Annotated in this window: 22 protein-coding genes and 1 pseudogene; 13 read left to right on the forward strand and 10 right to left on the reverse strand. The window is 63.9% G+C overall.

Annotated features, from left to right (window positions below):
• The first annotated feature begins 16 nt into the window (after positions 1–16).
• Together HU764_RS16490 and HU764_RS16495 are read left to right on the forward strand one after the other, a co-directional pair.
• On the forward strand, positions 17–451 hold the full coding sequence (locus HU764_RS16490; protein WP_186703343.1) for a pseudoazurin: 435 nt from the start codon (positions 17–19) through the stop codon (positions 449–451).
• A complete protein-coding gene (locus tag HU764_RS16495) occupies positions 448–1,785 on the forward strand; it encodes an OprD family porin (RefSeq protein ID WP_186703344.1) in 1,338 nt (445 codons plus the stop codon). Before HU764_RS16490 ends, HU764_RS16495 begins: the two co-directional genes overlap by 4 nt.
• Before the next feature lie 65 nt (positions 1,786–1,850).
• Here the strand turns inward: HU764_RS16495 and HU764_RS16500 are convergent, their stop codons facing one another.
• Together HU764_RS16500 and HU764_RS16505 are read right to left on the reverse strand one after the other, a co-directional pair.
• Positions 1,851–2,165, reverse strand: a complete 315-nt coding sequence (locus HU764_RS16500; RefSeq protein WP_225935665.1) for a hypothetical protein — start codon at positions 2,163–2,165, stop codon at positions 1,851–1,853.
• Positions 2,166–2,306: 141 nt separating this feature from the next.
• Positions 2,307–2,804: a GNAT family N-acetyltransferase gene (locus HU764_RS16505; protein WP_186703345.1), complete on the reverse strand. Its 498-nt coding sequence runs from the start codon at positions 2,802–2,804 to the stop codon at positions 2,307–2,309.
• 128 nt (positions 2,805–2,932) lie between these two features.
• Between HU764_RS16505 and HU764_RS16510 the strand changes: the two genes are divergently transcribed.
• The 6 genes from HU764_RS16510 to HU764_RS16535 all read left to right on the forward strand — a co-directional run bounded on the left by HU764_RS16510 (position 2,933) and on the right by HU764_RS16535 (position 10,223).
• Positions 2,933–3,412, forward strand: coding sequence for a hypothetical protein (locus tag HU764_RS16510; RefSeq protein ID WP_186703346.1), 480 nt, complete (start codon positions 2,933–2,935; stop codon positions 3,410–3,412).
• Positions 3,413–3,499: 87 nt separating this feature from the next.
• Positions 3,500–5,083 (forward strand): sensor domain-containing diguanylate cyclase, encoded by a 1,584-nt coding sequence (locus HU764_RS16515; protein ID WP_085273262.1) that lies wholly within the window; start codon positions 3,500–3,502, stop codon positions 5,081–5,083.
• Positions 5,084–5,211: 128 nt separating this feature from the next.
• Positions 5,212–5,988, forward strand: a complete 777-nt coding sequence (locus tag HU764_RS16520; protein WP_085273261.1) for a ParA family protein — start codon at positions 5,212–5,214, stop codon at positions 5,986–5,988.
• Between the two features lie 81 nt (positions 5,989–6,069).
• Positions 6,070–6,477: a DUF2946 family protein gene (locus tag HU764_RS16525; RefSeq protein ID WP_085273260.1), complete on the forward strand. Its 408-nt coding sequence runs from the start codon at positions 6,070–6,072 to the stop codon at positions 6,475–6,477.
• Positions 6,478–6,543: 66 nt separating this feature from the next.
• Positions 6,544–8,694, forward strand: coding sequence for a TonB-dependent receptor (locus tag HU764_RS16530; protein WP_186703347.1), 2,151 nt, complete (start codon positions 6,544–6,546; stop codon positions 8,692–8,694).
• Positions 8,695–8,885: 191 nt separating this feature from the next.
• A complete protein-coding gene (locus tag HU764_RS16535) occupies positions 8,886–10,223 on the forward strand; it encodes an MFS transporter (protein ID WP_186703348.1) in 1,338 nt (445 codons plus the stop codon).
• A 33-nt stretch (positions 10,224–10,256) separates the two neighbouring features.
• Here the strand turns inward: HU764_RS16535 and HU764_RS16540 are convergent, their stop codons facing one another.
• From HU764_RS16540 to HU764_RS16550, 3 genes are all read right to left on the reverse strand, one after another.
• Positions 10,257–13,403 carry a CusA/CzcA family heavy metal efflux RND transporter gene (locus HU764_RS16540; RefSeq protein WP_186703349.1) on the reverse strand — a complete coding sequence of 1,049 codons (3,147 nt, stop codon included), beginning with the start codon at positions 13,401–13,403 and terminating at the stop codon, positions 10,257–10,259.
• 16 nt (positions 13,404–13,419) lie between these two features.
• The gene (locus tag HU764_RS16545; RefSeq protein ID WP_186703350.1) at positions 13,420–14,619 is read right to left on the reverse strand and encodes an efflux RND transporter periplasmic adaptor subunit; all 1,200 of its coding nucleotides are present in this window, start codon (positions 14,617–14,619) and stop codon (positions 13,420–13,422) included.
• 158 nt (positions 14,620–14,777) lie between these two features.
• Positions 14,778–16,031, reverse strand: a complete 1,254-nt coding sequence (locus HU764_RS16550; RefSeq protein WP_420876193.1) for a TolC family protein — start codon at positions 16,029–16,031, stop codon at positions 14,778–14,780.
• Positions 16,032–16,255: 224 nt separating this feature from the next.
• Between HU764_RS16550 and aroQ the strand changes: the two genes are divergently transcribed.
• A complete protein-coding gene (aroQ, locus tag HU764_RS16555) occupies positions 16,256–16,705 on the forward strand; it encodes a type II 3-dehydroquinate dehydratase (protein WP_027593852.1) in 450 nt (149 codons plus the stop codon).
• A complete protein-coding gene (locus tag HU764_RS16560; protein ID WP_085273256.1) occupies positions 16,702–17,550 on the forward strand; it encodes a shikimate dehydrogenase in 849 nt (282 codons plus the stop codon). The genes aroQ and HU764_RS16560 overlap by 4 nt, the downstream gene beginning before the upstream one ends.
• Before the next feature lie 84 nt (positions 17,551–17,634).
• Here HU764_RS16560 and HU764_RS16565 read toward each other — a convergent pair whose 3' ends face one another.
• Positions 17,635–18,150: a thioredoxin family protein gene (locus HU764_RS16565; protein WP_186679034.1), complete on the reverse strand. Its 516-nt coding sequence runs from the start codon at positions 18,148–18,150 to the stop codon at positions 17,635–17,637.
• 10 nt (positions 18,151–18,160) lie between these two features.
• A complete protein-coding gene (locus tag HU764_RS16570) occupies positions 18,161–18,436 on the reverse strand; it encodes a DUF2790 domain-containing protein (protein ID WP_099453530.1) in 276 nt (91 codons plus the stop codon).
• A 219-nt stretch (positions 18,437–18,655) separates the two neighbouring features.
• Here HU764_RS16570 and HU764_RS16575 point away from each other — a divergent pair, with 219 nt between their 5' ends.
• From HU764_RS16575 to HU764_RS16585, 3 genes are all read left to right on the forward strand, one after another.
• Positions 18,656–19,396 (forward strand): response regulator, encoded by a 741-nt coding sequence (locus HU764_RS16575; RefSeq protein WP_099429879.1) that lies wholly within the window; start codon positions 18,656–18,658, stop codon positions 19,394–19,396.
• Positions 19,393–20,679 (forward strand): sensor histidine kinase, encoded by a 1,287-nt coding sequence (locus tag HU764_RS16580; RefSeq protein ID WP_186703351.1) that lies wholly within the window; start codon positions 19,393–19,395, stop codon positions 20,677–20,679. Before HU764_RS16575 ends, HU764_RS16580 begins: the two co-directional genes overlap by 4 nt.
• Before the next feature lie 165 nt (positions 20,680–20,844).
• A complete protein-coding gene (locus HU764_RS16585) occupies positions 20,845–21,354 on the forward strand; it encodes an HvfX family Cu-binding RiPP maturation protein (RefSeq protein WP_420876194.1) in 510 nt (169 codons plus the stop codon).
• A gap of 53 nt (positions 21,355–21,407) precedes the next feature.
• On the opposite strand, the gene HU764_RS16590 is transcribed toward HU764_RS16585, so the two are convergent.
• The 3 genes and pseudogenes from HU764_RS16590 to HU764_RS16600 form a co-directional block, all read right to left on the reverse strand.
• Positions 21,408–22,106 (reverse strand): HvfC family RiPP maturation protein, encoded by a 699-nt coding sequence (locus HU764_RS16590; RefSeq protein WP_186678793.1) that lies wholly within the window; start codon positions 22,104–22,106, stop codon positions 21,408–21,410.
• Entirely contained in the window at positions 22,087–22,923 is an 837-nt protein-coding gene (locus tag HU764_RS16595; protein ID WP_186703352.1) for an HvfB family MNIO-type RiPP peptide maturase, read from the reverse strand. The genes HU764_RS16590 and HU764_RS16595 overlap by 20 nt, the downstream gene beginning before the upstream one ends.
• 114 nt (positions 22,924–23,037) lie before the next feature.
• Positions 23,038–23,439: pseudogene (locus tag HU764_RS16600) on the reverse strand (HvfA family oxazolone/thioamide-modified RiPP metallophore); the annotation flags it as partial.
• Between the last annotated feature and the right edge of the window lie 2 nt (positions 23,440–23,441).

A 23,441-nucleotide genomic window follows, 5' to 3' on the forward strand; every position in this document is an offset into this window, starting at 1 on the left:
CCAGGAAGTTGCCACCATGCTGTTGCGCCCTGTCGCCCTGCTGCTCGCCAGCACCCTGTTTGCCCCTGCCGCGCTGGCAGACGTGCATGAAGTGAAGATGCTCAACCGCGGTACGCAGGGCGCGATGGTCTACGAGCCGGACCACTTGCGCATCGCACCCGGCGATACCGTGCGCTTTGTGCCGACCATGAGTGGGCACAACGCAGCCAGTGTGCCGGGGCTGCTGCCGCAGGGCGCTGAGGCGTTCAAGAGCAAGCTCAACCAGCCCTACGAGCACACCTTCAACGTACCCGGCATGTACGGTATCCAGTGCATTCCGCACCTGGCGATGGGCATGGTGATGGTGATCCAGGTGGGTGACGCGGCGCCGGCCACAGTGCCTGCCAGCCTGCCTGCACGGGCGAAAACCCGCTTCGAAGCGCAACTGCAGAAGCTGGGGGCCGCGCAATGAGCCGGCTGTTGCTGGCCCTGCCTCTGCTCGGGCTTTCCCCGCTCGCATTGGCTGACTCCGCTCAGTCCCAGAGCAACGGTTTGGTAGAAGACGCCAGCTGGAGCATCCTCAACCGCAGCGTGTTCGACCAGCGCGACTACAAGCATGGCGGGCGCAACAGCAGTGCGCGCAATGCCTACAAGCCACGCGACGAACGTAGCGGCAAAGCTGAAGAATGGGCCTACGGTTTGATGGGCACCTTGCAGTCTGGCTTTACCCAAGGCCTGATCGGCGTCGGTGTCGATGCCCACGCTTATCTGGGCGTACAGCTCGACAGCGGCGGTGGCCGTGCCGGCAAGGCTCGCTTGCTGGGCATCGACAACGACGGGCACCCGAAAAACGAATACAGCCGAGCAGGCGCAGCCTTGAAGATGCGGGTGTCGAACACGGTGCTGTCCTACGGCGAGCAGCGGGTGAAAACCCCGGTATTCAGTTCGTCCGACAGCCGCTTGCTGCCCGAGACCGCGACGGGGTTTTTCCTCACCAGCAACGAGATCGACACGCTTCGGCTGGTGGCCGGCCACTTCAATGAAAACGCGGATCGCAACGCTTCAAGCCACGATCAAGGGTTCGTGGTGAACTATTCCAATGGCCGCCAGGGCAATGCCTTCGATCTGGCCGGCGTGGCCTGGAACCCCGGCGCAGCCTTCAGCGGCAGCCTGTATACCTCGCGCTACGAGGACAGCTGGAACCAGCACTACCTGGGCAGCACCCTGACCCACGCACTGGATGACCGGCGCAGCTTGAGCCTGGACCTCAACCTGTACCGCACCACCGACACCGGCAAGGCGCTGTCCGGGCGCATCGACAACACCACCTGGAGCCTGGTGTCGCGTTACAACCAGGGGCCGCACGGGTTCAGCCTGGGCTGGCAGCAGGTAGACGGCAATACACCGTTCGACTATGTGACGCGGGGCGCGATCTATATCGCCAACGCTGTGCAGATGTCGGACTTCAACGCACCGAACGAGAAGTCATGGCAGGCGCGCTATGACCTGAACATGGGCGCCTACGGTGTGCCCGGGTTGAACCTGACGGCGCTGTACGTGCGCGGGTTCGATATCGATGGCACGCATGTCGACCCCTCCGGCGGCTACGCGTACCTGGGGTATGGCAAGGGTGGCAAGCACTGGGAGCGCGACCTGGAAGCGCGCTATGTGGTGCAGAGTGGCAAGGCCAAGGGCACCACGTTCTCGGTACGGCATAACGCGCACCGGGGTAACACGGCGCAGGCGGAACTGGATGGTGACCAGATCCGCCTGGCAGTCGAGTGGCCGCTGGGCGGCGGGTTCTGATCATCGTTCAGAGACCAGGCTTCGCACCAACGTGCCGGTGACGGGCTGCGCAGCAGCCCCCCGGTTCAAGACGCTGCCGCGGATGGCGGCTGCAGCCCCCATTCGGCTTTTTCCTGCGAGGTCATCGCAGCAAGCACTTCCATAAACGTCTGGTCCAATTCAGCGCTGACATTGCCGAAAGCCTTGTAGTTGGTCAGCAGGTAGCGCTTCACCGTATTGGGCCAACGCCCTTCCTTGTGCGCTGCATTGATGATGCCCTTGGCGTCGTGGCGCGTGGCACCCCGCCACAAATCCATCAGCCTGTTTTCGAAGTGGCCGAACGACCACGGGTCTCTGCGGTCTTCGAATTCGTCCAGCAGTTTGAGCTTGTACAGGGCCATGTGTGGCATCGGTGAGTCTCCCTTGGGGGCGTTGGGTAAGCCTTGAGGGAGACGGTAAGCAAGCAGGTACGTTATGGAAATGAACGCGTTGAACACTTCACAACAACAGCTGTAGGGGGTTTCTGACCGATTACGGCGACGTCATGCCAGCGTCAGCTGCATATGGGTGGTCTGCCAGACGGGGTCCTGCTCCACATCGATCACCACGAACCCCTGGCGCTCCCAGAAGGCAATCGCGCCCGGCAGGAACGGGTGGGTGTGCAGGTACAGGCATTCGACACCCGCCTGTTCAGCCGCACCGCGCAAGGCGGCGAACAAGGCGGCGGCGAGGCCATGGCGTCGATAGGCGGGCAACACGAACAAGCGCACTACCTCGACCACGCACACCCGCTGATAGTCGAGTTGTGCGAAGCGATGGTCATAGGGCACATAGCCGATCACGGCCACCAAACGGCCCTGATCGCGGGCTTCGAGAAACACGCCTTCGCCGTCCAGGTATGTCTCGGCGAAGCGAGCCAAGTCAGGGGGCAACGGTGCGTTGGCAAGCTGCGGGAAAAGTTCGCGGCGGGCGCTGTCGACAAAAACGACGACCTCGTCGATGGCGTCACGCGGGACGGGTTGGATGATCCAATTCGGCATGTGGGCTACAGGCAATGAGTCGAGGGCAAAGGTTCTACCCCAGCGCGCCGCCCCTGGCAAATTCTGGGCTCATCGCGATCAAGACCCCGGTATAATCGCAGGCCTAGACCGCCCAACCAGGCCACCCCATGCCCCGCCTCCAGACGTTGCTACTGCCCCTGCTACTGATCACCGCCCTCGCCGCCTGCGACCAGCAACCCTCCCGCGAAGCGCAGATCCTGGCCAAGCTGCCGCTGCAGGACGCCTATGAGCACAACATCGACCGTATGGCGTCGTTGCTGGCGCCAGCCCACCCGCTGGTGCCCGAGGCGCGCATCCGTGAGGTGCTGCGCAAACACCTGACGGTCGAAGACCAGCGCCAGGATTTGTTCAAGCTCTACAGCGAAAAGAATTTCAGCGACGCTGAATTCGCCAGCATCGTCGACGCCATGCAGGACCCGGCCAAGGCCCGCGCACTTGAAGAGACAGAGGCCGGCAAGCGCCTGAGCGAAAAACTGACCGCGCTGATGCGCGAAACCGCCCGCGACACCCAGGTGCAGGCATTGGCCGAGCAGCGCATGCAGCAGGTCGAAGATGAGCTGGCTGAACTGGAAAAAGCAGGTTCCTGATCGACGTAACACACCGCCGCGGCGACAATAACGCACTACACCTACAAGCAGCAGGGTTACTCCCTTTTCGTACCAGTGAGGTCAGGATTGCCACACCCCAAGCACGGATTGCGCCTGGATTTACGCTCGCTCATTCTGATTCTCTGTGCCCTCACCGCGCTGCTGATGCTGTGCGCCAGTTATTTCGCCAGCTACCGGGTTCAGCGTCAGTTGCTGATCGACCACGCCCTGGAGGCCAACCGGGTGTACGCGGCGAAGCTGGCGTCGATCACCGAGACCTTCATCGCCAGTGCCTTGCAGCAGTTGTCGTTCAGTGCCGGCGTACAAGCCCACCAGTTGGCTGATGCCGCCGCGCTGCAGGCGGAGACCGACCGCGTGCTGCACCAGGGCCTGGCCTTCAACTCGACGTTCGTAGTCGATGCCGACGGGATCCTGCGGGCAATCTCCCCTGCCTCATTGCGCCACTACCTCAATACCAAGGTGCAGTCGCCCGGGGTTCAGGAGGCCTTGCAAGGGCGCAAGGCGCTGGTGTCGACGCCCTACCTGTCCGCCGCCAACAACCTGGTGGTGGCACTGTCGCAGCCGATCTTCGATACCAATGGGCGTTACCTGGGCTACGTCGGTGGCAGCCTGTACCTGCGCGAGCGCAACATCCTCAACAGCCTGCTGGGCGAGCACTTCTACAAGGACGGCTCGTACCTCTATGTGGTCGACCGCAACCGCCGCCTGCTCTATCACCCGGACAACCAGCGAGTGGGCACGGTGGTGGAAGGCAACCCGCTGATCGATCAACTGGCGACCCTGGACAGCGGCACCCGCCAGCTGACCAACAGCCAGGGCGTGGAAATGCTGGCAGGGTTTGCCACGGTGCCGAGCGCTGGCTGGGGTGTAGTGGCGCAGCAACCGCTGGCGCAGACCGTGGCGCCCTTGAGCCACCTTGTGCTCAACGTTATCGGCACCTCGGCGCCGCTGGCGCTGGTGGGCAGCCTGGTGCTGTGGTGGCTGGCGATGACCATCGCTCGGCCACTCTGGCAATTGGCGGCCGGGGCCAGGTCGATGGACCGCTCAGGCACCGCCGAGCGCCTGCATCGGGTGCCGGCCTGGTACTTCGAGGCGGCTGAGCTCAAGCGTGCGCTGCTGTTCGGGCTCAACCTGCTGCAAGAGCGCATCGGCCGGCTTAACCGCGATGCCCAGACCGACCCACTGACCGGGCTGGGCAACCGCCGCAACCTGGAATTCAGCCTGTCGTTGTTGGAAGCCGAAGGGCGGGCTTTTTCGGCCATCGTGCTCGATATCGACCACTTCAAACGGGTAAACGACGGCCATGGGCATGAGGTGGGCGATCAGGTACTGCAGCGGCTGGCCGAGCTGATGCGCCGCTGTTGCCGAGAGGGCGACCTGCTTTGCCGCACCGGCGGCGAGGAGTTTCTCATGCTGCTGCCGGGGGCAAGCCTGGCGGTTGCGGCAGCAGTGGCAGAACGGCTACGGGTAACGGTGCAGGATACGCCGGTGGAACCCGTGGGCGCGGTGACGATCTCGCTGGGGGTGGCGCATTGGCCGGGCGGCGCAGGCAGCGAGCCTGGCGATGCATTGAGCGAGGCGGACCGGGCGCTGTACGCGGCCAAACAGAATGGGCGCAATCGTGTGTGTGTCGCGCGAGTTCAGCCCTGAGACCCGCGCAAACCTTCACTGCCAGGCCCTTCGCAAAAGTTGTTACAAGCCTTGTCATAAAACTGTCGTGTTTCAGTCATAGGATTGACCCCAACCTGACATTTTCACTCTTCATGGATGAGCGTCTCATGCGTCGTGTGGTTTTCAATCAGAAAGGTGGCGTCGGCAAGTCGAGCATCGCCTGCAACCTGGCTGCCGCCAGTGCCGCTGAAGGCTATCGGACCTTGCTCGTCGACCTCGACCCACAGGCCAATGCCACCTACTACCTGACCGGCCTGGTCAATGACGCCATCCCCTCGGGCATTGCCGACTTCTTCCGCCAGACCTTGTCATCCGTGACCGCGCACGGCAAGAAGCCCCGTGTGGCGATTACCGAAACCCGCTACAGCAACCTGCACCTGATCACCGCCAGCCCCGACCTCAGCGACCTGCAAAGCAAGCTGGAGAGCAAGTTCAAGATCAACAAGCTGCGCAAGCTGCTGGTGGAATTGGCCGAAGACTACGAGCGGATCTACATCGACACGCCGCCGGCCCTGAACTTCTACACCTTCAGCGCCCTGGTGGCCGCCGAACGCCTGTTGATCCCGTTCGACTGCGACAGCTTCTCGCGCCATGCGCTGCACAGCGTCATGGCCGAAGTGGAGGAGCTGCGCCAGGACCACAACCCAGCGCTGCAGGTGGAGGGCGTGGTCGTCAACCAGTTCGCCGGGCGCACGGCACTGCACCAGACACTGGTCGATCAGTTGCGCGGTGAAGGGGTTCCGGTGCTGCCGGTGTACCTGAGCAGCTCGATCAAGATGCGCGAATCACACCAGGCGTCGGTGCCGCTGGTGCACATGGCGCCGCGGCACAAGCTGGCGTTGGAGTTTGCCGACCTGCTGGACGTGCTGGAGCGCGCAGCCTGAGCCAAGCGGGCTGCTTTGCACCCCAGCATTTTGCGTCACCAGGGCTACCCGATCACGCATTCGGGTGATAGATTCGCCGCCATGAAAACCACCCGGCAGACCCGCACGCTGACCGCCTGGACGCTTTATGCCAGCGTCCTGTTCAGCCTATTGCTGTGCGGCCTGCATCACGGCCAGATGAGTGGCCTGCGCCTGGCGGGCCTCGAGGGTGGTTTCTGTTCGATCAGCAGTGACCACGGCCCGGCCATCAACCTGGACAACGCCGGTGGCGACCAGCACATGGCTCAGCTCGACTGCCCCGTGTGCTCCTCGTTCGGCCTGGCAGTGCCGCTTGCCCACACCGGCTGGGCGTTCCTGCCGCCTCAGTCCGGGGCCACCTCGCCCATTGTCGTGCGCAGCTGGGCACAACCGCCGCCGCGCTACTTGCGCCCTGCCCTCAACCCCCGCGCCTCCCCCGCCGCGCTTCCCGCAGCCCTTCTGTTCGCCTGACCTCAAGCGGGTGCGCCTGTGCGCGCTCGCGGTCAGCCATGACTTTTGCGTGGAAGACACGACAACATGATCCGCAAGACCTCCCTGGTGCTCCTCATGGGCACTTGCACCTTCGCCTGGGCAGACACTGCCCCGGTTGAACTCAACGCCACCACCATCGATGGCGAACGCGACGCCCCCTCCGGTGTGCAACTGGACGAGTCGATCCAAACCGGTTCGCGCCTGGGCCTCACCGCACGGGAAACCCCGGCGTCGGTCAGTGTCTCGGACCGCCGCCTGATCGAGGCGCACGGCGCCAAGGACAGCCAGGACGTGATCAACGCCATGACCGGCGTCAACGCCTCGGCCAACCCCGGTTATGGCGGCTTCGTCGCCTACCGGGGCTTCACCCAGAACCAGGTCACCCAGCTCTACAACGGCATCAACCTGGGCTACAGCAGTGCCACCCGGCCAGTGGATGCCTGGGTACTCGACCGGGTCGAACTGATCGGCGGGCCGTCCTCTTTCCTGCATGGCGCAGGCGCCGTGGGCGGCTCGATCAACTACATCACCAAGCTTGCCAGCCGCGATCAGCAGATCATCGACGGCCGCCTGCGCTACGGCAGTTTCGACGACTCAGAAGTGGCCTTCGGCATCAATCAGGCGCTGGCCAGCAACCCCGCCGACGCCCGCCACTTCATGCGCCTGGACTTCAGCCGGGGCCAGGGCAACGGCTACATCGACCGTAACCAGCGCAACACCGACAGCCTGGCGTTTTCGGTACTCAGCGACCTGGCGCCCAACCTCACCCACACCCTGGCGCTGGAGTACCAGGAAGACCGCGAAGACAGCCCGTACTGGGGTTCGCCGATCCTGCCGGGCCGCAGCACGATGAAGATCGACAAAAGCCGCCGCTTCGAAAACTACAACGTCGCGGACGGCCGCTACGAGCAGCGGGTACGCTGGCTGCGTTCGATCCTCGACTACCAGCTCAGCGACAACACCAGCGTGCAGAACACGCTGTACCACTACAACGCCCAGCGCGACTACCGCAACGTTGAACGCTACAGCTACACCGCCAATGGCAATGTGCAACGCAGCAGCCCCTACCTGCAAAGCCACGACCAGAATCTGTTGGGCGACCGCATCGAGTTACGCCATGACAACACCCTGTTCGGCTTCGCCAGCCAATGGTCGCTAGGGCTGGAATACTCGCGCATGCGCCAGACCCTTTACCCGACGTCGAGCAGCTGGAGCGACGTCGTCGACCCCGACCATTTCGACCCTGGCAGTTTCGACGACATCACCGGGGTGAATGCCGGCCTGACCAAGCAGCGTCGTCACGAAGTCACTAACCGCGCGGTGTTTGCCGAAAACCGCCTGCAACTGACCGATCGCCTGGCCTTGCTGACGGCCCTGCGCTATGACTACCTCGACATGCAAGTGACCAACTACGGAACGGTCTCGCCCACCTCGCCGGCGTTTTTCGAGCGCCGCTGGGAGCCGCTTTCCGGGCGCATCGGCCTGACCTACGCGCTGACGCCCAGTGCCAGTGTGTACGTGCAGTACAGCAGCTCGGCCGATCTGCCAGCCGGTTCACTGGCGGCGGCGACCTACTCCAACGTCGGCCTGTTCGACCTGTCCAAGGGCGAGCAATGGGAGGTCGGCAGCAAGTTCGACTTCCTCGACGGCCGCGGCGCCGCCACGCTGGCGCTGTACCAGATCGTGCGCAAGGACTTTGCCGTGCGTGATTCCAACGATGCCAACCAGACGGTGCAGGCCGGGCAGCAGACCTCGCGCGGCGTCGAGCTGTCCGGGCGGCTGCAGGTCACGCCGAAACTGCTGGCCGAGGCCAACTACGCCTACGTCGACGCGCAGTACGACACGTTCAACGAAGCGGTCAACGGGGTATCGGTGTCACGCAAGGGCAATACACCGGTCAACGTACCGGCCAGCGTCGCTAACCTGTGGTTGACCTACAGCTTCACGTCCGCGTGGTCGGCGGGGGTCGATGGGCGCTACGTGGGCTCGGTGTATGCCGACAATGCCAACACCCTCAAGGCACGGGCCTACACGCTGTTCGGTGCCTTCGCCCGCTACCGGCTGGATGAGCACACCACGGTGACCGGGCGAGTGCGCAACCTGACCGACGAGGTGTATGCCAAGCAGGCCTACAGCTCCCAGTACTACATGGGAGCTCCGCGCACCTTCGAGGTGGCGCTGGACATGCGCTTCTGAGGTGTCAGCCCTGCTGCAAGGGGTATGCCGCAGCAGGGCTGTACTCGCCTGGTTGAAACAGGCATCCCAGTGTCGCCCTCGACGAAGCTCCCGCAGGCGCTCACCGATCTACTGGCAAGCACAACAATGATGACGCGGCCCGACCGCGTCACGTTCATTCAGGCTGCCAATGGAAACCGGAGAGCTCCCACATGTCCGCACCTCATGAGGTATCCCCCGCCACCCTGCGCCGGGTGATCGCCGCCTCTGCCATCGGCAACTTCGTCGAGTGGTTCGACTTTGCCGTCTATGGCTTTCTCGCCACGCTGATTGCCAGCCAGTTCTTCGCCAGTGAAGATGCCAGCGTGGCTTTGCTCAAGACCTTCGCCGTGTTTGCCGTGGCATTTGCCCTGCGCCCGCTCGGCGGTATCGTGTTCGGCGCACTGGGTGACCGCCTGGGCCGCAAGCGCATCCTGTCGCTGACCATCCTGCTGATGGCCGGCTCCACCACCTTGATCGGCTTGCTGCCGACCTATGCCAGCATTGGCCTGGCGGCACCCGTGCTGTTGACCCTGGCCCGTTGCCTGCAAGGCTTCTCGGCGGGTGGCGAGTACGCCGGCGCCTGCGCCTACCTGATGGAGCATGCGCCCAACGACAAGCGCGCGTTCTACGGCAGCTTCGTGCCGGTCTCGACCTTTTCAGCCTTTGCCTGCGCGGCGGTGATCGCCTACGGCCTGGAAGCCAACCTGACGGCCGAGGCGATGAACGCCTGGGGCTGGCGCGTGCCTTTCCTGATCGCCGCCCCGTTGGGCCTGGTAGGCCTGTACCTGCGCTGGCGCATGGAAGAAACCCCGGCGTTCCGCGAAGCTGTGGCCCAAGGCAAAGAACACGAGCACTCGCCGCTCAAGGAGACCCTGCGCAACCATGGCCGGGCCATCCGCAACCTAGGGGCGTTCATCTCGCTGACGGCGCTGTCGTTCTATATGTTCACCACCTACTTTGCCACCTACCTGCAACTGGTCGGCAACCTCACCCGTGCGCAATCGCTGCTGGTAACCACAGTGGCGTTGTTGTTCGCTGCCGTCGGCTGCCCGCTGGCCGGGGCGTTTTGTGACCGGGTGGGGCGGCGCAAGACCATTGGTTTCACCTGCCTGTGGGTGATGGTCTGTGTGTTCCCGGCGTATTGGCTGGCCAGTTCCGGCTCACTGTCCGGGGCGCTGCTGGGGGTGATTCTGCTGGCCGTGGGCGCGCTGTGCAGCGGCGTGGTGACTGCGGCATTGCTGTCGGAAAGCTTCCCGACACGGACCCGCTATACCGCGTCGGCGATTACCTACAACGTGGCCTATACGCTGTTCGGCGGCACTGCGCCGTTGGTGGCGACCTGGTTGATCGGGCAGACGGGTAGCAGCCTGGCACCGGCGTTTTACCTGGTGGTGATTGCGCTGGTGGCTTTGGTCGGAGGGTTGGCATTGCCGGAGACGTCGCGGATTTCGTTGCATGATGAGGCCGGCGTCGATAGCGTGCGGCCTGGGGTACGGAGCAGCGTTTGAGATTTTTGGGGCCGCTGTGCGGCCCCGGCATTATCAGCCTTCTTCCCCCTCTTCGCGCCGATACGCCCATTGGTACAGCGCCGGCAACACCAGCAACGTCAACGCCGTGGACGACAGGATCCCGCCAATCACCACAGTCGCCAGCGGCCGTTGCACTTCGGCCCCGGTGCCGGTCGCCAATGCCATCGGGATGAACCCCAGCGAGGCCACCAACGCGGTCATCAGCACTGGCCGCAAGCGCGTCAACGCACCCTCCTCGACCGCCACCCGCAACGTGCGCCCTTCCTCGCGCAGGCTGCGGATAAAGGCAATCATCACCAGGCCATTGAGCACCGCCACCCCCGACAAGGCGATAAAGCCCACCCCTGCGGAAATAGACAATGGAATATCCCGCAACCACAGCGCCAGTACCCCACCGGTCAAGGCAAACGGAATACCGGTGAACACCAGCACGCCATCCTTGAGGTTGTTGAACATCATCAGCAGCAAGGCCAGCACCAACAGCAAGGCCACCGGCACTACCACCTGCAGACGCTCGGCGGCCGACTGCAACTGCTCGAACTGGCCGCCCCAGCGCGTCCAGTAACCGGGCGGTATCTGCACCTGCTCGATCAGGGCCTGCTCGGCCTGCTGCACGAACGAGCCAAGGTCGCGGCCACGCACGTTGGCACTGACCACCACCACGCGCTTGCCATCCTCACGGCTGACTTGGTTAGGCCCCAGTTGCAGGTTCAATGTCGCGACCTGCGACAGCGGGATGAAACCGATCTGGGCAGCGCCGGCTGCACTGCTCGCCGGTACCGGTATCAGCAGGCTGGAAAGCGCGTCGACATCGGTACGCACAGTCTCGGGCAGGCGCACCACCATGTCGAAACGTCGGTCGCCCTCATACAGCGTGCCTGCCGTACGCCCCCCCACAGCAATGGCGATGGCGTCTTGCACGTCGCCGACATTGAGGCCATGGCGGGCAGCCTTGTCGCGGTCGATATCAATGGTCAGCACCGGCAGGCCTGTGGTCTGCTCGACCTTGACCTCCGAGGCGCCCGGCACACGCTGTAGGCTGCTGGCGATTTGCGCAGCGGTCTGGTTGAGCACGTCCATGTCGTCCCCAAACACTTTGACCGCCACATCACTGCGCACACCCGAAATCAGTTCGTTGAAGCGCAACTGGATCGGTTGCGACAGCTCGTAATTGCTGCCCGGCACACTGGCCGCGGCGCGCTGCACTTCGGCAATCAGCGCCTCACGTGGCTTGCTCGGGTCGGCCCATTGCGCGGGCGGACGCAGCATCACGTAGGCGTCAGAGATGTTCGGCGGCATCGGGTCCGAGGCGATTTCGGCAGTACCGGTGCGGGCGAACACGCGCTCCACTTCCGGCACCTGGGCAATGATCGCCCGCTCCAGGCGCTGCTGCATGTCTACCGACTGCGATAGGCTGGTGCCTGGCACGCGCAGCGCCTGCAGGGCAAAGTCGCCCTCGCTGAGGCTGGGGATGAACTCGCTGCCCATGCGGCTGGCCATCACCCCGGACAACACCACCAGCGCTGCCGCCCCGGCGAACGCCAGCTTGCGCCGGCCCAACACCCAGCCCAGCACCGGCGCATAGCGCTGGCGCGCGGTGCGCATGACCAAGCCTTCTTCTTCCTTGACCTTGCCGGTCACGAACAGCGCCAGCGCCGCCGGCACGAAGGTCACCGAGAGGATCATGGCACCCAACAGGGCGATCACGACGGTGAAGGCCATGGGGTGGAACATCTTGCCCTCGACCCCGGTCAGGGCAAAGATCGGCAGGTACACCACCATGATGATCAACTGCCCGTAGATCAGCGGGCGCCGTGCTTCACGGGCGGCGGCAAACACTTCATGGAAGCGCTCGGCGCGGGTCAGCATGCGGCCATGGCGTTGCTGGGCGTGAGCCAGGCGGCGAATGGCGTTCTCGACGATCACCACCGCGCCATCGACAATGATGCCGAAGTCCAGCGCGCCGAGGCTCATGAGGTTGGCACTGACCTTGTTGCTGAACATGCCGGTAAAGGTGAACAGCATCGACAACGGGATGACCATGGCGGTAATGACCGCAGCGCGGATGTTGCCCAGGAACAGGAACAACACGGCGATGACCAGGATCGCGCCTTCGATCAGGTTTTTCTTCACCGTGGCGATGGCTTTTTCGACCAGGTTGGTACGGTCATACACCGTCACCGCGACTACGCCCTTGGGCAGGTTGCGGTTGATCTCGACCAGCTTGGCCGCCACCGCCTGGGAGACCGTGCGGCTGTTCTCGCCGATCAGCATGAACACCGTGCCCAGCACTACCTCACGGCCATTCTCAGTCGCAGCCCCAGAGCGCAGCTCTTGGCCCAGGCCAACCTGGGCGACATGGCTGACGCGTATCGGCGTGCCGTCGACGCTGGCGATGACGATGTTGGCGATGTCCTCGGCGGAGTCCAACTGGCCCGGTGCGCGGATCAGCAACTGCTCGCCATTGCGCTCGATGTAGCCGGCCCCCACGTTGGCGTTGTTGCGCTCCAGTGCCGCGATCAAATCATTGAGGGTGAGCTTGTAGGCCGCCAGGCGCTTGGGCTCCGGTGCGATCAAGTACTGCTTGGCATGGCCGCCAATGCTGTTGACCTCGGCCACCCCCGGCACATTGCGCAGCTGCGGCTTGATGATCCAGTCCTGGATCACCCGCAGGTCGGTCTGGGTGTAGGGCGTACCGTCCTCCTTGAGCGCGCCCTCCTCGGCCTCGACGGTCCACAAGAAGATCTCGCCCAGCCCTGTGGAAATCGGCCCCATGCCCGCCTCGATGCCGTCGGGCAACTGTTCACGGGCCACCTGCAGGCGCTCGTTGACTAATTGGCGGGCGAAGAACAGGTCGGTGCCGTCATCGAAGATCACCGTGACCTGGGACAAGCCCGAGCGGGACAGCGAACGGGTCTGCTTGAGGCCTGGCAGGCCGGCCATGGCCGTTTCGATGGCGAATGTGATGCGCTGCTCGGTCTCCAATGGCGAGTAACCGGGTGCGGCGGTGTTGATTTGCACCTGGACATTGGTGATGTCCGGCACGGCATCGATGGGCAGTTTCTGGTAGCTGTGGATACCCACCGCAGCCATCAGCAGCACAGCAAGCATCACCACCAGGCGCTGCTCGATGGCGAATTGGATCAGGCGTTCGAACATGGCGTCGTCCCCGGTTTCAATGGCTGTGCTCGGCGGAGCCTTTGCCAAGCTCCGACTTGAGGACGAAGCTGCCAGCGGCAGCGACCTGAATGCCTGCATCCAGCCCGGCGACCACTTCTACCTGGCCGGCGTCGCGGCGCCCTGTCGTCACCGGGCGTGCCTCGAAGCCTTGCTCGGTACGCACGAACACCACGGTCTGCTCCTCCCAGGTCTGCAACGCGCTTTCCGGTACCACCACGGCGGCGGTCGACCGCTCGACGCTGACCGCAATGTTCACGAACAGCCCAGGGCGCCAGGCGCCGTTGGGGTTGGCCAAGGTGGCGCGCACGGTGGCGGCGCGGTTTTGTTCACCCAGCAGGCTGCCGACGTAATTGACCGTGCCCTCGACCTCGACGCCCAGGTCCGGCGCACTGACCGTGACGCTGCGCCCGGTGACGACACGGTTCAAGTCGCGTGGGGCGACAGCGAAGGTGGCCCAGACCCGGCTCAGGTCGGACAGTGTGAAGGCGTTGCTGGAGGCGTCGACCACCTCGCCCACGCTCATGTGTTTTTCCACCACCACCGCATCGAAGGGTGCGCGTAACTCATAGCGATTGCCGGCGCCGGCGGGGCCGACTGCCGCGACCTTTTGCCGAGCATTGGCCAGCGCGATCTCGGCCTCCTGCAACACTTGGCGAGCCTGCTGGTAGTCTTGTTCGGCGCTGATGCGTTCCTGCCACAGCTGCTGTTCGCGCTGGAAGGTCAGACGCGCCAGTTCCAGGCGGCGCTGGGCTGCCTGTTGTTCGCTGCGCAGGTCAGAAATCTGCTGGCTGGCGATTACCGCCAGCACCTGGCCGCGCTTTACCGCCTGCCCGAGGTCGGCCTGCACCGACTCGACCACGCCCGGTACACGCGGCACGACATGCGCCGTGCGGTCCTCATCGAAACGGATTTCACCCGGGTAGCTGATGGCGGTGCCCAGCTCGCGAGGGCCGGCCGCTACCAACTGCACGCCAGCCGCCTCGATCTGGGCGCTGGAAAGGTGCAATTTGCCTTCCTCGTCGGCGTGGCCTTCTTCGGCCTGCTCATCATCGTGGCCGTGGCCGTCTTCGCCATGCGCCTCGTGCTGGGCTTCGTCGCTCGAGGCCTGGCCGAGGTTGCCGGTCCAGGCCAGGCCACCGAGGCCAAGCACGGCCAGAGCGACCGCCAGGAGGGCGATCTTGCGTGGGTTATCCATTGTTGCTCCTGCTATTCGTGTTTTTGCTCAAGCCAATGGGCCCGCTGCGCGACCCATCGCCGGCAAGCCAGCTCCCACAGGGACGGCACCGTGCATCAATGTGGCGCTTCATTTGTGGGAGCTGGCTTGCCGGCGATGGCCGCGCAGCGGCCCCTGAATCACAAGCCGCCCTCAAGGTCGCCATACAGGCGCTCGACCTGGGCCCGCGCATCAGTCGCCGAGGCCAAGGCTTGCAGGTACAAGCCCCGCGCCTCGATCAGCGTGCGCTGGGCATCGAGCACATCGAGAAACGCGAACTTGCCCATCTCGAAGCCACGGGTGGCGGTGTCTACCGCTTGCTGCGCCGAGGGCAGGATGGTGCGGTTGTAGGCCTGCACTTCCTGCATGGCCGTGGCCCATTGGCTGAGGGCACTGCGGGTCTCGCTGCGCAAGCGCAACTCAACGGCATTGCGCAGGTCACGGGCCTGGTCAGCACGTCGCGCAGCCACCAGCACGTTGCCTTGGTTACGGTCGAACAACGGCAGCGGCATCGACAGCCCGACCACGTTGACTCGCTCGCGGTCCTCACGGCTGTATTGGCTGCCGAGGCTGACGGTGAGGTCGGGTATGCGCTGAGCCTTTTCAGAGCCCAACGACGCTTCGCCGCGCTCGACCTGCGCCGCCGCCAAGCGCCACTCGGCGGTCTGTTCGACCCTGGCCAGCAAGGCCTCGGCCGCAGGCGGGGCACCCGGCGACAAATCAGTGGCCAGCAGGCGGTCGAAGCGTGCCACCGGGCTGCCCGTCAACCGCGCCAAGGCCTGATAAGCCACACTGCGCTGTGAGGCGGCGCGGCGTACTTGCGCCTGCGCCTGGGCCAGTTGCACCTGGGCCCGCGTGGCCTCTACCGGCGAAGACTGGCCGGCCGTGACGCGGCCCTGTACCACCCGCAGCCCGCGCTCCGTCAGTGCCTGGGACTGTTGCGCCAGCTCCAGCGCCGTTTGCGCACGCAGGGCCGCGTGGAAGGCCTGCACCACATCGGCGCGCAAGCCATTGCGCTGGCGTTCCAAGTCAAGCTGGGCGATGGTCTGGCCGGCACCGGCCACGGCGATGCGCGCTCCCCGCTTGCCGCCCAGCTCCAGTGGCTGGCTCAGGGTGACCGTGGTGGTGCGCGTCTCGCGGCGGGTGTCCTCGACTTCCCAGGACAGCTGCGGGTTAGGTATCAACCCCGCTTGGCGCCGCTCGCCTTCGGCAATGCCGATTTCACGGCCCGCGGCAGCAAGTTCCGGGTTTTGCGCAAAGGCAGCGCTAAGCGCTTCGGGCAGGCTCAGGCTGCCACTGGCCTGGGCACTGGCAGTGGCAGTGGCAGTGGCAGTGGCAGCCAGTAACAGGCAAAGCAAGGCGATCTTGCGGGGGATGGCACGGGGGCAGGGCACGAAACAGGTCCTCGTCGGCGAGCGTTGGCGAGGGACTGTAGGGCGGCGTGCTTATCGGGGCGGTGGCGTGAACATTACAATGCTGTAATCAGAGGGGGGGCGGCACTGGCGCAAAACGTCCGGTTATCGCCCACTTTCCCATCCGAGTCCGTTCATGCAATTGACGAAACTAACCAGGTGGTACAAAGATAAGCGCATCCAAAAACAACAAAGCGATGCCTTTCATGAAGCCCCTTATTCTTGTGCTGAACGGCCCTAACCTGAACATGCTGGGCACCCGCGAGCCCACTCAGTATGGCCATGAAACCCTTGCTGACCTGGCCCAAGGCTGCGCCGACAGTGCCCTTGCCAAAGGCCTGGAAATCGAATTCCGCCAGACCAACCACGAAGGCGAACTGATCGACTGGATCCATGCCGCCCGTGGCCGCTGTGCTGGCATCCTGATCAACCCGGGCGCCTGGACCCACACCTCCGTGGCCATCCGCGACGCTCTGGTGGCCAGTGAACTGCCCGTCATCGAGGTGCACCTGTCCAACGTGCACAAACGCGAGCCCTTCCGCCATCTGTCGTTCGTCTCGTCGATTGCCGTTGGCGTGATCTGCGGGCTGGGCAGCCATGGCTACCGCCTGGCCCTGAGCCACTTCGCGGAAATGTTCCAGGAGCAGACCGCATGAGCCAACAGGCCATCCTCGCCGGCCTCATCGGCCGCGGCATCCAGCTGTCGCGCACCCCTGCGCTGCATGAGCATGAAGGTGACGCGCAATCCCTGCGTTACCTGTATCGCCTGATTGATGCCGATCAATTGCAGCTAGACGACAGCGCCCTGCCCGGCCTGCTCGATGCCGCACAGCACACCGGGTTCACCGGGCTCAACATCACCTACCCGTTCAAACAGGCGATTCTGCCGCTGCTCGACGAGCTGTCGGATGAAGCCCGAGGGATCGGCGCGGTGAATACCGTGGTGCTCAAGGACGGCAAGCGGGTTGGCCACAATACTGACTGCCTGGGCTTCGCCGAAGGCCTGCGCCGCGGCCTGCCGGATGTGGCACGCCGGCAAGTGGTGCAAATGGGCGCTGGTGGCGCAGGCTCGGCCGTGGCCCATGCGCTGCTGGGCGAAGGGGTCGAACGGCTGGTGCTGTTCGAAGTCGACGCGGCGCGGGCACAAGCGCTGGTCGATAACCTCAACGGGCATTTCGGTGCCGGCCGTGCGGTGCTCGGCACTGACCTGCGCGCAGCATTGGCCGAGGCGGACGGGCTGGTCAACACCACGCCCGTGGGCATGGCCAAGCTGCCGGGTACGCCGCTGCCGGTGGAGCTGCTGCATGAACGGTTGTGGGTGGCAGAGATCATCTACTTCCCGCTGGAGACCGAACTGTTGCGCGCCGCGCGGGCATTGGGTTGCCGCACGCTCGATGGCAGCAACATGGCCGTGTTCCAGGCGGTCAAGGCGTTCGAGCTGTTCAGTGGGCGCGAGGCCGATGCGGCGCGGATGCAGGCGCATTTTGCCAGTTTTAGCTGAGTCGGCAGCTGCCCTTTCGCGGGCAAACCCGCTCCCACAGGCTGTGGGAGCGGGCTTGCCCGCGAAAGGGCCGGCCCAGGCGCATCAACCCTTTTCGTCCAGCAAGGCCTTCAACACCTGTTCCTGCCCGGTATAATCCCCCTCGCCAAAATGCACGTGGCGTACCTGCCCTGTGCGGTCGACAAAATAATGCGCCGGCCAGAACTGGTTACCCCAGGCATTCCACACCCGGTGATCATTGTCCACCGCCACCGGGTAACCGATCCCCAGCGTCGCCACCTTGTCGCGCAAGGTCGCGACGTCATGCTCGTAGTCATACTCAGGCGTGTGCACGCCCACCACCACCAGCCCCTGGTCGGCGTAACGCCGTGCCCAGTCATTCACATGCGGCAGGCTACGCTGGCAGTTGATGCAGTCCCAAGTCCAGAAGTCCACCAGCACCACCTTGCCTTTGAGCGCCGGCGCATCCAGTGGCGGCGAATTCAACCACTGGCTGGCCCCCGCCAGCGACGGCATGGCGCCGTAACTGTCGCGGGCCTCCAGATAGCCCGCCAGGCCGAGGCCTGTCAGGGCCAGCGCAATGCCGCCCACCTTTAACATCAGGCGGCGATCAATTGTCATGGCAACCGCCGGTGGCGTACGAGCGGTATTCCACGCGCTGGTGCTGACCTTTGGAATCGAGGTAGTCCATGCGGGTGTTGACCAGGCCGCAGGTGTTGCCCTGATCATCCTGCACCGAGAGGACTTTCTTCACATCTAGATGATCACCGTAGCGGTACTGCATCACACTGGCATCGTTCATCGCGGTGGTGGCGGCCTGAGCGGCAATGGCGCCGAAACTGAACACGGCAAACAGGCTGACGCTGGCGAAGGCTTTGAGGTTCATGGCAACTCTCCTGTGGAACGCTTCAGGTGGGGAGGGTTGCTCCCCGGTCGAGAGCCATTACACGGCCGCCAGGTATCCCGTATGTGTCACCCGAGCCTGTGATCTGCTTCCTCCTGTATCTCTGTCAACGCCAGATACACTGCAATACAAAACCCCGCAGGCAAGCGCGATAACGCTCGGTACACTGCGCCAACCCCACCCCATACAGGAACGCTGCGCATGGAACACGTCGATCACATCCTGATCGTCGACGACGACCGCGAGATCCGCGAACTGGTCGGCAACTACCTGAAGAAGAACGGCCTGCGGACCAGCATCGTTGCCGATGGCCGGCAGATGCGCGCCTTTCTCGAAGCCAACAGCGTCGACCTGATCGTCCTCGACATCATGATGCCCGGCGACGATGGCCTATTGCTGTGCCGTGAATTGCGTGCCGGCAAACACCGCAACACGCCCGTGCTGATGCTGACCGCACGCAACGACGAGACCGACCGCATCATCGGCCTAGAGATGGGCGCCGACGACTACCTGACCAAACCGTTCTCCGCCCGCGAACTGCTGGCCCGCATCAATGCCGTGCTACGCCGTACGCGCATGCTGCCGCCGAACCTGACCATCAGCGAAAGCAGCCGCCTGCTGGCCTTCGGCCAATGGCGTCTGGACACCACAGCACGCCACCTGCTCGACAGTGAAGACACCCTGGTGGCCCTGAGCGGCGCCGAGTACCGGCTGCTGCGGGTATTTCTCGACCACCCGCAGCGGGTGCTCAGCCGCGAGCAACTGCTCAACCTCACCCAGGGTCGTGAGGCGGACATCTTCGACCGTTCCATCGACCTGCTGGTCAGCCGCCTGCGCCAGCGCCTGGGTGATGACGCCCGCGAACCCAGCTGCATCAAGACTGTGCGCAGCGAAGGCTACGTGTTCTCGCTGCCGGTGCAATTGCTCGGGTCGCCCTCATGAAATGGCCCCGTACCCTGGCCTCGCGCCTGGCATTGATCTTCTTCACAGGGCTGGTCCTGGCCTATGGGTTGTCGTTCGGCCTGCAAGCCTACGAGCGCTACATCAGCAGCCGCTCGATGATGCTCAGCAACCTGGAGCAGGACGTCGCCACTTCGGTGGCCATCCTCGACCGCCTGCCCGCCGCCGAACGTGCCGCCTGGCTGCCGCGCCTGGAGCGGCGCACCTACCGCTACCACCTTGACCAGGGCCAGGATGGCCAGGCGATGCCGACCAGCGACCCGCCCATGGCCGCCGAGTCGATCGTCAAAGCCATCGGCAACGACTACCGCTTGACCTTCCAAGAGATCCCCGGCCCCAATGCGCATTTTCAGGTGCACTTGAACCTGGCCGATGACGCGCCCCTGACCATCGACGTTACCCCGACCCCCGTACCAATCGCCCGCTGGCTGCCGGTGGTTCTGCTGATCCAACTGGCCGTGCTGTTGCTGTGCACCTGGCTGGCAGTGCGGCTGGCCATCGGCCCGCTCACCCGCCTGTCGCAGGCGGTGGATAACCTCGACCCAGACAAACCCGGTGTGCAACTGGACGAAAGCGGCCCGCGCGAGGTGAAGTACGCCGCCGTTGCCTTCAATGCCTTACAGGCGCGTATCGCGGCCTACCTCAAGGAGCGCATGCAGTTGCTGGCGGCGATCTCCCACGACCTGCAAACCCCCATCACCCGCATGAAGTTGCGGGTCGAAGTGATGGACGAGGGGGTCGAGAAAGACAAGCTGTGGCACGACCTGGATGCCATGGAGCACCTGGTACGTGAAGGTGTGGCCTATGCCCGCAGCATGGACATCAACACCGAAGCCCCGTGCCGGATCAACCTGGATGCCTTCCTCGACAGCCTGGTGTTCGACTACCAGGACAGCGGCGCCCAGGTCGAACGCCACGGCAACGCCGACGGCCTGCTGGAAACCCGCCCGCATGCGCTGCGCAGGGTGTTGGTCAACCTGGTGGACAACGCCTTGAAGTTCGCAGGTAAAGCACAGCTGGAGGTCAGCCGTGAACAAGGATGCACCCGGATTCGAATACTCGATGACGGCCCGGGGATTCCGGAAGATGAGCTCAATGAGGTGCTCAAGCCGTTCTACCGGGTAGAAAGCTCGCGTAACCGCAGTACCGGAGGCACCGGCTTGGGGCTGGCGATCGCGCAGCAATTGACCCAGGCCATGGGTGGGCGCTTGACCCTGAGCAATCGCCAAGGTGGCGGGTTGTGTGCACAGATCGAGTTGAAGTGAGTGCCGCCTGCATCTCGCCCCCTCAAGGTCTATGCGTGATAGGGATGCCGCCTTACGCAACCGATCGCTACAGTCTGATACACACTGTCGCCTGCGCCGACACACTGCCGATACGCCACCGCTACACACTCCCGGCCACACATTGGCACGCCAGGAGTTAAACCGATGACACGCCCCAACATGACGGCATTTACCCACACCTTCAGCCACATTGACCGGATCGGAAGCTGGAGCGCCGACTTGCCGCTGCGGCTGTTTCTGGCCTGGGAGTTTTTCGAATCTGGTCTGGAAAAATACAACGGCACCAACTGGTTCGGCGACCTGCAGTCCAGCTTCCCCTTCCCGTTCAGTGCACTGCCCGCAGCGCTGAACTGGCAACTGTCGATGTGGGCCGAGCTGGTGCTGCCTTTACTGCTGTTGCTTGGCCTGGGCACACGGCTGGCCTCGGCTGGGCTTATGGTCATCACTGTGGTGGCCATTGCTGCGGTGCATTGGCCGGCACAGTGGTCGAGCCTGGCGGAGCTGGCACAGGGTTATGCCATCACCGACCAGGGTTTCGGCAACTTCAAGTTGCCGCTGATCTACCTGGTGGCACTGCTGCCACTGCTGCTCAAGGGGGCCGGGCGCTTGAGCCTTGACCACTGGCTCAACGCGCGGTTCGCAGCCAGGGCATGACGCGTAAATAGCAACGGGCTCGGGGCCAGTCGGCGCCGAGCCCGTTTTTTGTCTCAGGCTGTACCGATGACAATGCCTTGCGCGCGCAGGCTTTCCAGCAATGCCAAGCCTTGCTCCTGATCCCCACCCAATGCGTGCAGACGCGCCAGCCCAGTACCCCTCACCTCTGTGAGCAAGCGGTAAGCCATGGGTGCCAGGCGAGCGAAGCGTACCTGCAGCCCGGCGTCGCGGTAGACCAGCAGCAAGGTGGGCAGTTCAGGTGCCTCCTGCGGTTGATAATCCAGGCTGATACGGTCAACTGGCCAACGGTAGGCCAATACCCTGGCCGTGCACGACAGCAGCGGCTCCCCCTGCAGCAGGTCACCCTGCGGGTCATGAGCCGGGTCTTCGGCATCGCTGAGGTACAGCTGGGCCTCGATCCACTCGTAGTGGGCAAGTTCCAACTGCCACGGGGCATCCAGTTCGACGCCCTGGAGGTAGTCGATGAACGCTTCGGCGATCTCGGTGAACAAGGGTGTCTGGCTGCGGTAGTTGGCATAAAAATCCCGCACGCGGGCATGCCAGCGCGGCTCGCCCAAGGTTTGCCGCAGCACCGGAAAGCTGCCGGCCAGCAGGCCTTCGATGGCGCCATAGAACAGCTCACGGTAAACCTTCAGCCGGCGTGCCTCGATGCCAGGCGGTGGGGTATGCCGCTGCGGATCTCGCAGATGCCGCGCCAGCGAGAACTGCTGTTCACGCAACAATTCGCTCATGCGACACCTCCCGCTGCAGCGTGCGAATGCGGTCAGTCTCTTCGAGCAGTTCGGCCAAGGGCGGGTAATTGAAGTCTCGCTCGAGCGTTGTCGGCTGTGCGCCAAAATGCTTGCAGGCCATCGCGAACAACGACCAGACATCCTCCTTCACGGGGGCGCCGTGGGTATCCACCTTGAGGTCCGGGGCCTCGTCGTAGTGCCCCGCCACATGCATGCCGACAACGCGTGCTGGCGGCAGCCCCTGAAGGAAGGCCTGCGCATCGTAGCCATGGTTGCAGGCGTTGACGAACACGTTGTTGACGTCCAGAAGCAGGTCGCAGTCGGCCTCGTCGAGCACGGCGCGAATGAAGTCCAACTCGCTCATCGCCTGGTAGGGCGCCGCGTAATAGCTGATGTTTTCCACGGCGATACGCCTTTGCAAATGGTCCTGGGCCTGGCGAATCCTGGCGGCAACGTGATACACAGCCTCTTGCGTGAAGGGGATCGGCATCAGGTCGTAGAGGTGGCCGTCATCACTGCAATAGCTCAGGTGTTCGCTGTACAGGCGTACCTGATGGCGATCGAGAAAGCGCCGGATCTGGTCCAGCAAACCCCGGTCCAGCGGCAGGCTGCCGCCCAAGGACAAAGACAGCCCATGGCAGGCCAGCGCAAACCGTTCGGTCAATTGCGCCAGGCCTTGGCCATAGGCGCCTCCGACCCCAATCCAGTTTTCTGGCGCGCACTCCAGAAAATCCACGGCACCGTCTTCCAACGTAAGCAATTCATGCATAAGGCCACGGCGCAGGCCAAGGCCGACAAGCAAGGGTGTGGTCGTCATCGATAAGTCTCCACAACACGCAAAACGCCCCGCCTGCCCAGCAGGAGGGGCGTTGTGTCATTCCAAGGGTTTAACTCAGGACTTACCGGTCACTTTGCTGGACGAGGCTTCTCCTGCCTTGCCAGCACCGCCACATTTACCTTCACCGCACTTGCCTTCGCCATGGCTGGCTTTCTTGTCGCCGCCGCACTTGCCCTCACCCTGGGTGGCCTTGCCGCTGCCACCGCACTTGCCTTCACCGCATTTGCCTTCGCCAGGCACCTTTGCCGACGCCAGTTGATACCCCTGGGACATCGGCTCGACAGCGAACGCGCTGCTGCCCAAGGCCATGCTGCCGATCAGGGCGGCGCCAAGCAAGCCGAGGGTATTGCGTGCATGAGTCATGGTGTAGCTCCACTGTGGTTGGAAAGTGGAGCCATTAGGCCGGGTGGGTGTGTCGGGGTTGTATCGCCGAAATCGGCATTTTGTACATGAATCGGTCTGTAGGCCTGCAGGATACAGTGTGATACAGAGCACCC

Origin of the sequence: Pseudomonas kermanshahensis, assembly GCF_014269205.2 — a bacterium.
Taxonomy (GTDB): Bacteria; Pseudomonadota; Gammaproteobacteria; order Pseudomonadales; family Pseudomonadaceae; genus Aquipseudomonas; species Aquipseudomonas kermanshahensis.

Bases quoted from the DNA above. Each gene is read 5' to 3' on its own strand.
- HU764_RS16590 (WP_186678793.1), bottom strand. From the start codon at position 22,106: ATGAGCGAATTGTTGCGTGAACAGCAGTTCTCGCTGGCGCGGCATCTG.
- HU764_RS16580 (WP_186703351.1), top strand. From the start codon at position 19,393: ATGAAATGGCCCCGTACCCTGGCCTCGCGCCTGGCATTGATCTTCTTC.
- HU764_RS16560 (WP_085273256.1), top strand. From the start codon at position 16,702: ATGAGCCAACAGGCCATCCTCGCCGGCCTCATCGGCCGCGGCATCCAG.
- HU764_RS16585 (WP_420876194.1), top strand. From the start codon at position 20,845: ATGACACGCCCCAACATGACGGCATTTACCCACACCTTCAGCCACATT.
- HU764_RS16540 (WP_186703349.1), bottom strand. From the start codon at position 13,403: ATGTTCGAACGCCTGATCCAATTCGCCATCGAGCAGCGCCTGGTGGTG.
- HU764_RS16535 (WP_186703348.1), top strand. From the start codon at position 8,886: ATGTCCGCACCTCATGAGGTATCCCCCGCCACCCTGCGCCGGGTGATC.
- HU764_RS16595 (WP_186703352.1), bottom strand. From the start codon at position 22,923: ATGACGACCACACCCTTGCTTGTCGGCCTTGGCCTGCGCCGTGGCCTT.
- HU764_RS16545 (WP_186703350.1), bottom strand. From the start codon at position 14,619: ATGGATAACCCACGCAAGATCGCCCTCCTGGCGGTCGCTCTGGCCGTG.
- HU764_RS16570 (WP_099453530.1), bottom strand. From the start codon at position 18,436: ATGAACCTCAAAGCCTTCGCCAGCGTCAGCCTGTTTGCCGTGTTCAGT.
- HU764_RS16565 (WP_186679034.1), bottom strand. From the start codon at position 18,150: ATGTTAAAGGTGGGCGGCATTGCGCTGGCCCTGACAGGCCTCGGCCTG.
- HU764_RS16530 (WP_186703347.1), top strand. From the start codon at position 6,544: ATGATCCGCAAGACCTCCCTGGTGCTCCTCATGGGCACTTGCACCTTC.
- HU764_RS16495 (WP_186703344.1), top strand. From the start codon at position 448: ATGAGCCGGCTGTTGCTGGCCCTGCCTCTGCTCGGGCTTTCCCCGCTC.
- HU764_RS16525 (WP_085273260.1), top strand. From the start codon at position 6,070: ATGAAAACCACCCGGCAGACCCGCACGCTGACCGCCTGGACGCTTTAT.
- HU764_RS16500 (WP_225935665.1), bottom strand. From the start codon at position 2,165: ATGGCCCTGTACAAGCTCAAACTGCTGGACGAATTCGAAGACCGCAGA.
- HU764_RS16510 (WP_186703346.1), top strand. From the start codon at position 2,933: ATGCCCCGCCTCCAGACGTTGCTACTGCCCCTGCTACTGATCACCGCC.
- HU764_RS16575 (WP_099429879.1), top strand. From the start codon at position 18,656: ATGGAACACGTCGATCACATCCTGATCGTCGACGACGACCGCGAGATC.
- HU764_RS16490 (WP_186703343.1), top strand. From the start codon at position 17: ATGCTGTTGCGCCCTGTCGCCCTGCTGCTCGCCAGCACCCTGTTTGCC.
- aroQ (WP_027593852.1), top strand. From the start codon at position 16,256: ATGAAGCCCCTTATTCTTGTGCTGAACGGCCCTAACCTGAACATGCTG.
- HU764_RS16520 (WP_085273261.1), top strand. From the start codon at position 5,212: ATGCGTCGTGTGGTTTTCAATCAGAAAGGTGGCGTCGGCAAGTCGAGC.
- HU764_RS16505 (WP_186703345.1), bottom strand. From the start codon at position 2,804: ATGCCGAATTGGATCATCCAACCCGTCCCGCGTGACGCCATCGACGAG.